The organism is Mycolicibacterium rhodesiae (assembly GCF_002086695.1).
Taxonomy (GTDB): Bacteria; Actinomycetota; Actinomycetes; order Mycobacteriales; family Mycobacteriaceae; genus Mycobacterium; species Mycobacterium rhodesiae.
Window position 1 is genome coordinate 35,530 of record NZ_MVIH01000002.1, and the last position, 12,324, is coordinate 47,853.

A 12,324-nucleotide genomic window follows, 5' to 3' on the forward strand; every position below is an offset into this window, starting at 1 on the left:
CGGACCCGGGCCTGCAGGACCAACTCCGTGGCAGGGACCTCCCCCGTCGGGAGGCCCGTCGCGGTTGCCGACGATCATCGCGATCGTCATCGCAGTGATCGCCGTCGTCGTTGCGATCGGCGCCTGGTTTCGGCCTGCGCCGAAGCCGGAGACTCCCGCTGCCAAGACCTACAGCGAGCAGGAAGTCGCCAGTGCGAAGAAGGCTGTGTGCGACGCGTACAACCTGGTTCACAACGCGATCGTAGTGACCAATAATAAAAACGGCGGATCGGACCCAACAGCTATTTTGGCGGTTGCAAGTAACGGTCGCCTTGCAGTACATGCCGGCGGCCAATACCTAAGTGATGCGCTAAACCGCCACCCCGCGACACCAAATGACCTCGCGCAGAGCATCACCGACTTAGCGACAACTTTTCAGAAACTGACGCTTGAATATCTGGCTGAGACACCTGACTCTGAACAAGAGCCCTTACTGCGGAGTGCCGATGACGCTACCGCACGGATCAAACAGAACTGCACATGAGCGATTTACCCCCGGGCGAATGGTCTGAATTGCTGGTCGGCCACCAATGGCCTGGCGTCGCCTCGCTCACGACGCTGACATCGGCTGCCGGCAATCGAGGATTGCTTAGTACCGAATTCGAAACCTACGCTGACATGCTGCAATCGGTGCGGACTGGCCCGCTAGGCCCCCAAGAAGGCGTCACCGCTGACGACGCCCGCGATGCCTTCAGCACTGGAGAGAATCAGGCCAGGGAAATTGCCGAAAGGAACGCAGTCAATCAACAATCGTACGAAGCTGCGCACCGCTCAACTCAGTATCTCCGAACTCATCTAAGTGAGATTGCGCAACAAGGGAATTCAGCCATCCAGGCGATTCAGCAATCGAAAGATCCGGTCGCGATCAAGCTGGGAAAGATCGTCGACGTGGTGATGGACTCGCAATCACAGGCGAATAGCAGCGCCGCCAGCAGCTGTGACAACGTCATCAGTGCCACCCAACGTGTACTTGACAAATCAGATGCTGGAGTGTCCGCTCGCGAGCTCGCGCGTGCGAACGGGATTGATCTCAACGGGGCTTTTTCTTCGCCGAATCGCGAAGACGTGCAGAATCAGGTCAAGGAACTTCTTAACAAAAAGTCGAGTGCGGCGGGCAGTGGAGCGGCTCATTTTTCGGGAGCGGGCACATCGTCTGGGCTAAGTGGCGGCGCACATGGCGGCGGCTCACATTCCAATGAACCCGTTGGCGCATCAGCCAATCCGTCTGGCGGGTCCGGCGTCAGTGGTACCAGCGCATCACCATCGGCCACGACAGGAGTGGCGCAACCTGGTGGGAACTCAGGACTGCAAAAGGGCGGCACCGCGGGTACCACCACAACGCCGGCGGTAACTCAACCGGCAGCTCCCGCCAATACGAACTCAGGTGGCGGAGCGGGCCTCACTGGAAATCTCAATACTTCGGCGGTAAACCCAATTCCCCAGCAAGTGGGGGCGACGGGTGTTGCAGCCGCTGCGCCTACGCCCGCAATCAACGCGGGCGGCGCCACCGCGCCAACTCAAGGCCTGCCGTCTGCAAGCCTTACCCCATCACCCTCGTCCCTCCCCTCAGCCCCCACAAACGCACTGTCCCCCGAAGGCTTCGCCCAGAATTTCAACAGCGGCGCACAGGCCGGCGGCCCCGTGTCGTCGGGAGCCGAAGGACTCTCCAACACCGCTGCCCACGCCATGCAGCCGCAGGCACCCCTTCACCCAGAGAGCATGGCCGCACCGCCGATGGCGCCCACCGCGCCGACCGCAGGAGCGCCGCTCTTCGAAACAGCCCACGCCGCACCGACTTACGATGCCGCCCAGGCACCCGTCGCTCCCCCAGCAGACACCCCTCAGACCTACGTCGCCGCCCCGGCAGCCCAAGCACCGGTCATGCCCTCGACCGGTGTCCCCGCCGCACCTCAAGGTCCGCTACCCGCCTACGGCGCAGACCTGCGACCCCCCGCGGCCACCGCGCCCGCCGCCCAGCCGGCCATGCCGAGCGCCGCCTCCCCGGGCTCGGCACCGGTCCACCCATCCGCCGGCACTCAGCTCAATCAACCCGCCGTGGTCCGCCAGGCCCCGACAGCCGCATCAACGGCAGCCCCCGCACCGGCTGGGCTCACCGAAAATGCCGTCGCCGCAACCACTACCGGCGCAATGGCCGGCGCCAGCGCCGTCGTAACCCAAGCTCAGCAGCGCCTCAACAGACTTCTCGATGCGGTCGCGCGGCAGGAACCAAAGCTGCGCTGGGCCATCGGCGACCGCGACGACGTCACTACCGTCCTGGCTACCGACCTCGCCAGCGGTTGGATCCCGCCGCACGTCGAAATCCCCACCGGAATCAAGCTTCTCAAGCCAGGAAATCGCAATAAGCCACTCGACGCGCTACTCGGTGAGACCACCCTGACCGCCGCCTACGCGCCCGGGCAATACCTTCCTCCCGAAGAAGACGCACAGCCGACGCAGATGTCCATCCGTGCGCGTGACACCGCGGAGGTCGAAGACCTCGGCTGGGAACTCGCCCAAGCCACCAAGTGGCGCGACGGCCTGCCCCGCCTCGCCCACACGTTGGCCAAAGCCGCATCGACCGGCACCGGTTACCTGGATTCTGAAGTCGAGCTCCTGCGCGAGCATCTCGCCAACGTCGCAGCCAAGGTTCTGGGTGACTACCCCGATCATGTCGACACCGCTAATGTCGGCAATTGGCAGCTCCTGGCGACCATCGACGCCCTGATCAAGGGCGAAAAGACCGCTGCCAATTACCACTTCGCGTGGTTTCAGGTGCTGAACCTGGCATTGAAGGGAGAGGTGCACCGATGACTGGTGGACAGCTCAACGTCACCGAGGGCGGCTATCAGTCGGCCAATGCAGGCAACATACCCCCGCCGCCCATCACCTCCGACCCGCTCGTCGCGGGTGCGACCCCGATCGAACAACTGCTGCGCGTCCTTGGCCTAGCCGCCAATCTCGGCGACCCCAAGGACAACAGCGAGAGCATCGAAGAACACGCCAAGCGCGACTCGAAGACCGCCGAGGCCGCCGCGAAGTTCCCCGCCCAGGACGAGCAGGCCAGCGCCGAGATGAAAGGCGTCGCCGGCCAGGGCCAGGCCGATCAAATGGCCCAACAACTTCCGCAGATGGCCTCTCAGCTCGCCGGCGCGATGGCCGGTGCGATGGGCGGCGCACTGCAGCCACTGGCCCAGATCCCGCAGCAAGTCGCGCAAGGCGCCCAACAGATGATGCAGGCCGGCATGGGCATGATGCAGCAAGCCGGTGGCGCCTCGGCAGAACTCGACAAAGCCAGCCTGACCGACCCACTCGGCGATTTCAGCGAGACACCCGGTGAAATAGGTTCTGGCGGAGGCGGATCCGGTGGCGGAGGCGGGATCGGCGGTACCTCGCCGACAGCGATGCTCGGCCCGCCGCCGGTGCCCGCCGCAGGCACCTCGCCGTCAGCGGCAAACACCCAAGTGCCGGCACCGCGGATGGCTGCGCCGACGTCGGCGCCCGCCGGTGGCATGGGCGGCATGCCGATGATCCCGCCGGGCGCGATGCACGGCGCGGGCGGATCGGAGAAGGACGCCAAGGCTGACACCAAGCGAGTGTCCGTGCCGACGGTGAAGAACGGCGCGCCGGTGCAGGGCCGCATCACCGCCCCACCGCCCGCCGGCCCTCAGGTCACCAAGAAGGTCGACGGCAAGCCGGTCGCGACGAGGCGCATCATCCTGCCCGACAGCAAGCCCGCAGACGAGGGATCCGGCGAGCCGAAGTCCTGACCCCGATACCGTGGAGCGATGACATCGCGAAGCTTGCTAGAAGGTCAGGGCATCCGCCAGATCACCGGCGGACTGGGCACCCTGGACCGCGAGGTGTTCGAGGCCGTTGCCGAATCGCCGAGCCTGCTTCTCGACAAGGCCATGCCGGTTCTCACCCGCGCCGCCGACCACTCCAAGCTGTGGTTCGCGATCGCCGCAGTCCTGGCTGCGACGGGCTCGCCCTCGGCACGCCGCGGCGCCGGTCGTGGGGTGATCACGCTGGCCGTCACCAGCTTGGCGACCAATCAGGGCGCCAAGCGGGTCTGGAAGCGCGATCGCCCTAACCGCACCCTGGTTCCGCTGGTCCGACGGTCACGCCGAGTCCCGACGTCGAACTCGCTTCCCTCCGGCCACTCGGCCAGCGCCGCCGCCTTCGCCGTCGGCGTGGGCTTGGAGAATCCACCGCTGGGCCTGGGGCTGGCGCTGCTCGCCGGGTTGGTGGGCCTGTCCCGGGTGGCCACTGGCGCCCACTACCCCGGCGACGTCTTCGCCGGATTCGGCATCGGTGCCGCGATCGCTGTGCTGGGTGGCCGGCTGGTCCCGCCGATCGTCCCGGCCAAGCTGCCCTCGACCGAGCCTCTCGTGATCGACACCCCGAAGCGTCCCGACGGGGACGGCGTGGTCCTGGTGATCAACCCCGCCTCGGGCAGCGGCACCGGAACTCGGGTCATCGACGAGGTCCGCGACAAGCTGCCGAAGGCCGAGATCGTCGAACTGGGTCCGGACGACGATCCGGAGACCGTCTTGCGGGAGGCCGCCCAGCGCGCCGAGGTGCTCGGGGTCGGCGGCGGCGACGGCACCGTGTCTGCTGCGGCTTCGGTAGCCATCTCCACGGGGCTGCCGCTGGCGGTGTTTCCCGCCGGAACGTTCAACCATTTCGCCAAGGACATCGGCTGCGACACCGTCGAGCGCACCGTCTCAGCCATCCGCGATGGCAACGTGTCCTGCGTAGACCTGGTGTGCCTCAACGAGGATCAGATGGTGATCAACACCGCCAGCATCGGCGCGTACCCGTTGTTCGTCCAGACGCGGGAGAAGCTCGAGCACAAGGTCGGCAAGCCGCTGGCCGGGATGTACGCGATGCTGCACACCCTGCGCCGCGGGACGCCGGTTCGAATCCGATTCGACAACAAGACAATTCAGACATCGCTGTTCTTCCTCGGTAATTCCGTCTATCTGCCGTCGGGTTTCGCCCCGGCCCGGCGGACCCGCATGGACGACGGGCTTATCGACGTTCGCATCCTGGAGACCGGCAAGCGTTTCAGCCGATTGCGCATCCTCAGTGCAGTCGCTTTCGGCCGGCTTGAACGCAGCCCGCTGTACCACGAGATTCAGGCGCCGGAATTTTCGTTCGAAGCCGTCGACGGCCCGACGCCGCTGGCCCGCGACGGCGAAGTCGGCGACACGTACGACAAAGCCAGCTTCAGCGCGAAGTACCGAGTGCTGCCGGTGTTTCGACCGCTGGTGTGAGCGGTATGGGCGGTACCAGCCGCAGGCATAGCAGGTAGTAGAGGTAGCCGAGTGCCCACCCGGCCAGCACGTCGGACGGGTGGTGGACGTTGAGCACCACCCGCGCCACCCCGACCGTCACGATCAACAGGCCACCGCCGACGCTCAACACCCGCCGGAGCCGGGGGCTCAGGTGCGGCCACAGTACGGTGAGCAGGGCCAGCACGCCCACCATGACCCCCAGTGCGTGGCCGGACGGGAACGACGATCCCTGGCCGTCGACAAACGCCGTCGCCGGGCGGGGCCGGCCCGCGAGGGACTTGGCGCCCTCGGTCACCAGGCCCATCAGTCCGATGCTGATCACCAGGAACAACGCGGTAGGCACCCTGCGGCGCACCAACGCGATGATCAGCAGTATCAACGCCGCCACCCGGAAGCCGTTCGGTCCGAACACGACGCAGAACACGACCCAGAAGGACACCCAACCGGGGCGCGAAGCACCGATGTTGTGGAATGTCTGGAGCAGGTCGGTGTCGACCGAATCCAGCCATCCCCAGTTGAGCGCGTACCCGATCCACATCGTCGCGTAGACAGCCACGGCGACGACGATCGAGGCGGTCAGCCAGGTTTTCTTCGATGCCATCTGTTCTTCAGTACCACGGCAGCCTGGCACGATCGTCGGAGTGACCGCCCTGCTACCGGGATTGTTCGGAATCGGTAACCTTCCGCGCGCACTGCCGGGCCAAACTCCCACTGTGGATAACGCTTGCGCCGGACGCCGAATGCGGGCACCGTCACCCCGCGGGGCAAGCTAGACCCCACGAGTCGAACGGAGGCGTACGTGAGCCGGGACAACATGCTGATCGTGCACTGGCATGACTTGGGTCGCTGCCTGGGCGCCTATGGATATCCCGGAGTGTCGAGCCCGCACCTGGACCGACTAGCAGCCGAAGGAATCCTTTTCACTCGCGCACATGCCACCGCCCCGCTGTGCTCGCCAGCGCGCGGATCACTGTTCACCGGCCGCTACCCGCACAGCAACGGACTGATCGGTCTGGCCCATCACGGCTTCGAGTATCGCGCCGGTGTTCGCACGCTGCCCCACATCCTTCACGAGCACGGTTGGTATTCAGCGCTATTCGGTATGCAGCACGAGACATCGTTCCCGGCGCGGCTGGGCTACGACGAGTTCGACGTCTCCGATTCCTACTGTGGATACGTTGTCGAACGGGCCCGAGAGTGGCTCACCGACAGCGCACCACTCGCGGGAATCAGCCCGTTCCTGCTCACCGCGGGATTCTTCGAGACCCACCGGCCGTACCCGCATGATCGCTACGAACCAGCCGACACCGCCGTTGTCGAGGTCCCTGATTTCCTCCCGGACACCCCTGAGGTACGAAGCGATCTCGCCGATTTCTACGGTTCCATTTCCGTCGCCGATGCCGCGGTGGGCCGATTGCTCGACACCCTCGACGACACTGGGCTGGCCAAAGACACCTGGGTGGTGTTCTTGACCGACCACGGCCCGGCCTTCCCCCGCGCCAAGTCGACCCTGTACGACGCCGGCACCGGCATCGCGACGATCATTCGCCCGCCGAGTCGGCTCCGTAAGAGTCCGCTGATCTACGACGAGCTGTTCAGCGGAGTCGATCTGCTACCAACCCTGTTGGAATTGGTCGGCATAACCCCCGGCGACGACGTCGAAGGGCTTTCACACGCCGCCAATCTCCTTGCTGGACAGGATAATCCTGTCCGCGAGCACGTCTACACCGAAAAGACCTACCACGACTCGTATGACCCCATCCGGGCCATCCGCAGCAAGAAGTACAGCTACATCGAAAACTACGCGCAACGGCCGCTGCTTGACCTGCCGCTGGACATCGAGGAAAGCCCATCCGGCCAGGCGGTGGAGCCGTTCATCAATGCACCACGACCGGCGCGTGAACTCTACGACCTTGAAGTCGACCCGGCCGAGTCCACCAACCTCCTGGTCGAGCCGAGCGCGGAAGCTGAGAGCATCGCCGAGGATCTCGCGATCCGACTCAACGACTGGCGGCAGAAGACCGGCGACGCCATCCCCTCAGAGTTCGTCGGAACACGGATCGCAGCCCGCTACACCGAGACCTATTTCGAGATCAACGGACTCACCCTGACGAGCCGTTCGGCGGTTGCCTCGGAGCGAGGTTTGGACGACGAAATCGGCTTCCCACAATAGTTTTCGTCACAGCGAATTAAAGCCCGCTGACCTGGGCGTCGGTGTCCGAGTGCCGTTAGGCTCAGACCATGCCCGATCATCCGACGGCCTACCTCGTTCTCGCCTCACAGCGCAGTGGAAGCACGCTGTTGGTGGAGTCATTACGAGCGACCGGCGTCGCTGGTGAGCCCCAAGAGTTCTTCCAGTACCTGCCGAACACCAGCATGTCCCCCCAGCCCAAAGAGTGGTTTGCCGACACCGACGACGAATCGATTCTGCGCCTGCTCGATCCCCTGATCGAGGGCAAGCCGGACCTGGCTCCCGCGGAGATCTGGCGCGACTACATCCGCACGGTCGGCCGCACACCCAACGGCATCTGGGGCGGCAAACTGATGTGGAATCAGACCTCACTTCTGCTCAGCCGGGCCAAGGATCTGCCCGAACGGTCGGGATCAGGCCTGCTGTCGGCCATCCGCGATGTGGTCGGCAGCGATCCGGTGCTGATTCACGTATATCGACCAGATGTTGTGTCGCAAGCGGTTTCGTTCTGGCGGGCCGTTCAGACCCGGGTTTGGCGCGGTAGGCCGGATCCGGTGCGAGACTCGCGAGCCGAATACCACGCCGGAGCGATCGCCCACGTCGTGCAGATGCTGCGGGCACAGGAGGAGGGCTGGCGCAACTGGTTCGCCGAAGAGGACGTCCACCCGATCGATGTGCCCTATCCGGTGTTGTGGCGCAACCTGACCGAGGTCGTGGCGCAGGTGCTCGAGGCACTCGGGCTCGACCCCCGCTTGGCGCCCGCACCTGTCCTGGAACGCCAGGCGGATCACCGGTCCGACGAATGGGTGGACCGCTACCGCGCCGACGCCGAACGCGACGGACTGCCCACCTGAGCGACGACGAAGATCCGCCGGAACGGGAAGTAGGTTCGCCCGTCTGGTCGGGCGGGATAGGCCTCGTCGAGCATCGGGATCAGTTCGCTCCGAAACTGGTGCCACTGGTCGTCGTCGAGCCGATCACGCACGGGGGTGAGCGCGGTGCCGGTGATCCAGTTGAGCACGGCGTTCTCTCCGGCGAGCTCGTGAAGGTAGGTGGTCTCCCAGACGTCGACCTGGCAGCCCGCCTCGGTGAGGATCTCGGCATACCGGATCGGCGTCTCGACGACCTTGCCCGTGCGGAAAGCGAAGTCACCCAGGATGTTTGACCAGCGCTCCTGTTCTGCCAGCCGGCGCACTGCCACATGGGACGGCGCGTCGAAGTTACCGGGCACCTGGACGGCGATCCAGGCACCCGGATCCAGCTGGCCGGCCCAGCGCACCATCAGCTCGGGATGCCCCGGAATCCATTGCAGCGCCGCGTTACTGAACACGACGTCGGTGTCCGGGCGCGGTGTCCACGCGGTGATATCGGCCAACTCGGCGTCGATTCCGCGTTCGCGCGCCGCGGCGACCATCTCCGCGGAGCTGTCCACGGCCTCCAGGACGGCGCCCGGCCAGCGGGCAGCCAGCTGTTCGGTGAGATTACCCGGGCCGCAGCCCAGGTCGGCGACCCGCCGCGGGGACTCGGCGCCAACCCGCCCCAGCAGGTCGAAGAACGGCCTGCCGCGCTGATCGGCGAACGTCAGGTAGGTCTGCGGGTTCCACATGCCGCCCACTTCACCACACGCGCGGGAATCATGAAATACACAGCGACTTCCCAGCTCTGCGAATGCGCGTCAGCCAGCACTTTCAGGCACGGTGGTGCGGTGACCGCCACCGCCGACCACACCGAGCTACTCGGTGCGGGCATCGCTGACGTCCCGGTGCGCGCCGCGCCCCGGTGGCCGGCCTTCGCTGTGACCGTACTTCTCGTCGCCACCGCGGCGCTGTATCTCTGGAATCTGCCGATCAACGGCTACGGCAACGCCTTCTATGCGGCGGCCGCCCAGTCCGGCGCCAAGAACTGGGGTGCGTGGTTCTTCGGCTCACTGGATCCCAACAACTTCATCACCGTCGACAAACCGCCTGCCGCGTTGTGGGTGACGGGGTTGTCGGTGCGGTTGTTCGGGATGAACAGCTGGGCGGTCCTGGTTCCGCAAGCGTTGATGGGGGTCGGGGCGGTCGCGCTGCTCTACGCTGCGGTGCGTCGCGTCGTGACCGACCCCGCGCGCGGTGCAGTGGCGGGCCTGATCGCGGGCGCCGTCTTGGCGCTCACCCCGGCTGCCACGTTGATGTTTCGCTACAACAACCCTGACGCACTGATGGTGCTGCTGATGGTCGCGGGCGCCTACTTTCTGATTCGCGCCATCCCCGGAGCGTCCTGGCGATGGCTGATGCTCGTGGGTGTCGCGCTGGGGCTGGCATTCCTCACCAAGATGCTGGCCGGGCTGATGGTGCTGCCCGCATTCGGTCTCGCCTACCTACTGTTCGCACCCACGAAATGGTGGCGACGAGTGCTGCATCTACTGAGTGCCACTGTCGCACTGGTGATTTCGTGTGGGTGGTGGGTCGCGGTGGTCCAGCTGTGGCCGGCCGCGGCGCGTCCCTACATCGGCAGCTCGACCGACAACACGGTGCTCAATCTCGCACTGGGGTACAACGGCATCGACCGCATCTTCGGAGGCGGCAACGCGGTGTTCCACGGGCACCCCAGCGGGTGGAGCACCCACGCCGGGGTGCTGCGACTTCTGTCCGCAGAGATGGGCTACGAGGCGTCCTGGCTGCTGCCCGCCGTCGTCGTCGCTGTCATGGCAGGCGCGTATCTTGCGTTGCGCCGCAAGCTGAACCGCATTGAGGCGGCGAGCTTCACCATGTGGACCGGGTGGCTGGCCGTGTGCACAGTGGTATTCAGCTACATGACCGGAATGGTGCACCCGTACTACACCATCGCCTTGGCCCCGGCGGCCGGCGCGCTGATCGGGCTGGCCGCGGTGTGGAGCAGATCCGCGGCGATCGTGATGGTGGTAGCCGCCGCCTGGTGGGCCGTCGTTCTGCTGCAACGCGCACAATTGGGTCCGACCTGGACCCGCTCGCTCATCGAGTACGCGGCCGTTGCAGCCATCGTTCTGCTGGCCGCGGCACTGACCCGATGGCCACGGCTCACTCCCGTCGCGCTGGCGGTCTCGCTTGTGGCGGGCCTCACCGGCACCGCGATGTTCTCGGTGGCGACCGCCGCCACCCCGCACAACGGATCGATACCCAACGCAGCCCACACCGCCGACGTGTGGCCGACCGTCGGCAACCGTTTCGGCAAGACGATGATGATGGGCGCCGGCTCGGACAGAGTCGACCCGCGGCTGGCCGAGACGCTGGCCGCCACCCGCACCCTGTGGTCGGCGGCCACCTCCGGCTCACAGGTGGCGGCCTCGCTGGAAATCGCGTCCGGCACCGCGGTCATGGCGATCGGCGGCTGGAGCAACGACCCGGTCCCCACGCTGGCGCAATTCATCGACGATGTACATGCCCAGAAAATCAGCTACTACGTCGAAAGCGGCCGCATGCGCAGCCACGACCGCGTCGGTGGGCAGATCGCCGACTGGGTACAACAGCATTACCGACCGGTGAAGGTCGGCGGCGCGACGGTGTATCGCCTGTTGTGAACCGCGCGCCCGGTTAGCATCCGAGGACAGATGCCAACCTCGAAAGGCCGCGACAATGACGTCGAACGTCGACCTGCCCATTCCGGTGCCGGTGCCCGATGTGCCGGGTGCCGACGCCGGATACGAGGGATTGCCCGACCGCACCGATCTGACCGCACTCCAGCGGCTGACCGTTGACGCCTCCGCGGTGGCCGACATCGGTCTGCGCACGGCGATCGCGTCGCTGGTCGGGGTGTCCATGCTGCCCACCGTCGCCAAGAGCATCGTTCGCCGGTCCGACCTGCACCGTGAGCGCAGCAATCTGCAGTTCTACGCCGAACTCGCCGCTCGCCGCGACCCGGTGGCATCATTTCCCGCACCCACCGACGTGCCCGTCGTGACGACCCGACCGGCGAACCCCGTCGCGCAATACCTCGCACATGGCAACGTGGAGAATCTGCGGTTCGAGAGCAGCTTCGTCCCGGTCAACCCGGACATGCGGAAACAGTGGAAACGGCTGGAGCGCAATAACGTTGTGTGGGCGCAGCATTGGCGCCACGACGACGGTCCCAGGCCGACGTTGTGCGTCATCCACGGTTTCATGGGTTCGCCCTATCTGTTCAACGGGCTTTTCTTCTCGCTGCCGTGGTTCTACAAGACCGGGTACGACGTGCTGCTCTACACGCTGCCGTTCCACGGCCGTCGTGCCGAAAGGGGCTCGCCCTTCAGCGGATACGGCTTCTTCTCCCAGGGCATGGCCGGATTCGCCGAGACCATGGGCCAGGCGGTCCACGACTTCAGGTCAATTCTGAACTGGTTGCGCGACTGTGGAGTCGACCGCACCGCACTCACCGGAATGTCCTTGGGCGGCTACACCTCGGCGCTGGTCGCCTCGGCCGACGACCGGCTGGAGGCGGTGATCCCCAACGTTCCGGTGGTCACTCCGGAGTCGACGTTCGACGAGTGGTGGCCGGCCAACAAACTGATCGAGATGGGTCGCAAGTTCGGCACCATCGGCCGCGACGAGTCGGCGGCCGCCTCGGCCTACCACTGCGCGCTGAACTACGAGCCGTTGGTGCCGAGGGATCGGCGACTGATCATCACCGGCCTCGGCGATCGGCTGGCGCCACCCGAACAAGCCGAAGCGCTGTGGGAACACTGGGATCGTTGTGCGCTGCACTGGTTCCCGGGCAACCACATCCTGCACGTCAGCCAGCCCGAGTATCTACGCCGCATCAACCGGTTCCTCCGGCCGGTGATGTGGGATCAGCATAGGTAGC

General features: G+C 65.7%; 10 protein-coding genes. 8 read left to right on the plus strand and 2 right to left on the minus strand.

Going from position 1 to position 12,324, the window contains the following annotated elements; translation table 11 throughout:
* Positions 1 to 64 precede the first annotated feature (64 nt).
* From BST42_RS29310 to BST42_RS04250, 4 genes are read left to right on the plus strand one after another with little or no spacing between them, the layout of a single operon-like run.
* Entirely contained in the window at positions 65 to 523 is a 459-nt protein-coding gene (locus tag BST42_RS29310) for a hypothetical protein (protein WP_133057411.1), read from the plus strand.
* Positions 520 to 2,850, plus strand: a complete 2,331-nt coding sequence (locus BST42_RS29315) for a DUF5631 domain-containing protein (RefSeq protein WP_133057412.1) — start codon at positions 520 to 522, stop codon at positions 2,848 to 2,850. Before BST42_RS29310 ends, BST42_RS29315 begins: the two co-directional genes overlap by 4 nt.
* Positions 2,847 to 3,806: a hypothetical protein gene (locus BST42_RS04245; protein WP_083117337.1), complete on the plus strand. Its 960-nt coding sequence runs from the start codon at positions 2,847 to 2,849 to the stop codon at positions 3,804 to 3,806. The genes BST42_RS29315 and BST42_RS04245 overlap by 4 nt, the downstream gene beginning before the upstream one ends.
* Before the next feature lie 18 nt (positions 3,807 to 3,824).
* Entirely contained in the window at positions 3,825 to 5,315 is a 1,491-nt protein-coding gene (locus tag BST42_RS04250) for a bifunctional phosphatase PAP2/diacylglycerol kinase family protein (protein ID WP_083117338.1), read from the plus strand.
* Here BST42_RS04250 and BST42_RS04255 read toward each other — a convergent pair.
* Complete coding sequence (locus BST42_RS04255) at positions 5,269 to 5,937, minus strand: phosphatase PAP2 family protein (protein WP_083117339.1); 669 nt, start codon at positions 5,935 to 5,937, stop codon at positions 5,269 to 5,271. The genes BST42_RS04250 and BST42_RS04255 overlap by 47 nt on opposite strands.
* Before the next feature lie 213 nt (positions 5,938 to 6,150).
* Here BST42_RS04255 and BST42_RS04260 point away from each other — a divergent pair, with 213 nt between their 5' ends.
* Entirely contained in the window at positions 6,151 to 7,509 is a 1,359-nt protein-coding gene (locus tag BST42_RS04260) for a sulfatase family protein (protein WP_083117340.1), read from the plus strand.
* 68 nt (positions 7,510 to 7,577) lie between these two features.
* The gene (gene stf0, locus BST42_RS04265) at positions 7,578 to 8,381 is read left to right on the plus strand and encodes a trehalose 2-sulfotransferase (protein ID WP_083117341.1); all 804 of its coding nucleotides are present in this window, start codon (positions 7,578 to 7,580) and stop codon (positions 8,379 to 8,381) included.
* Here the strand turns inward: stf0 and BST42_RS04270 are convergent.
* Positions 8,342 to 9,133: a trans-aconitate 2-methyltransferase gene (locus tag BST42_RS04270; RefSeq protein WP_083117852.1), complete on the minus strand. Its 792-nt coding sequence runs from the start codon at positions 9,131 to 9,133 to the stop codon at positions 8,342 to 8,344. The two genes, stf0 and BST42_RS04270, sit on opposite strands and share 40 nt — an antisense overlap.
* 99 nt (positions 9,134 to 9,232) lie before the next feature.
* On the opposite strand from BST42_RS04270, the gene BST42_RS04275 reads away from it, so the two are divergent.
* Together BST42_RS04275 and BST42_RS04280 are read left to right on the plus strand one after the other, a co-directional pair.
* Positions 9,233 to 11,065: an ArnT family glycosyltransferase gene (locus BST42_RS04275; RefSeq protein ID WP_237159244.1), complete on the plus strand. Its 1,833-nt coding sequence runs from the start codon at positions 9,233 to 9,235 to the stop codon at positions 11,063 to 11,065.
* A gap of 55 nt (positions 11,066 to 11,120) precedes the next feature.
* Positions 11,121 to 12,323, plus strand: a complete 1,203-nt coding sequence (locus BST42_RS04280) for an alpha/beta hydrolase (RefSeq protein ID WP_083117342.1) — start codon at positions 11,121 to 11,123, stop codon at positions 12,321 to 12,323.
* Position 12,324: the final 1 nt, after the last annotated feature.

Coding starts and splice junctions, on each gene's coding strand:
- BST42_RS29315 (WP_133057412.1), top strand. CDS start 520: ATGAGCGATTTACCCCCGGGCGAATGGTCTGAATTGCTGGTCGGCCAC.
- BST42_RS04245 (WP_083117337.1), top strand. CDS start 2,847: ATGACTGGTGGACAGCTCAACGTCACCGAGGGCGGCTATCAGTCGGCC.
- BST42_RS04250 (WP_083117338.1), top strand. CDS start 3,825: ATGACATCGCGAAGCTTGCTAGAAGGTCAGGGCATCCGCCAGATCACC.
- BST42_RS04255 (WP_083117339.1), bottom strand. CDS start 5,937: ATGGCATCGAAGAAAACCTGGCTGACCGCCTCGATCGTCGTCGCCGTG.
- BST42_RS04260 (WP_083117340.1), top strand. CDS start 6,151: ATGCTGATCGTGCACTGGCATGACTTGGGTCGCTGCCTGGGCGCCTAT.
- stf0 (WP_083117341.1), top strand. CDS start 7,578: ATGCCCGATCATCCGACGGCCTACCTCGTTCTCGCCTCACAGCGCAGT.
- BST42_RS04270 (WP_083117852.1), bottom strand. CDS start 9,133: ATGTGGAACCCGCAGACCTACCTGACGTTCGCCGATCAGCGCGGCAGG.
- BST42_RS04280 (WP_083117342.1), top strand. CDS start 11,121: ATGACGTCGAACGTCGACCTGCCCATTCCGGTGCCGGTGCCCGATGTG.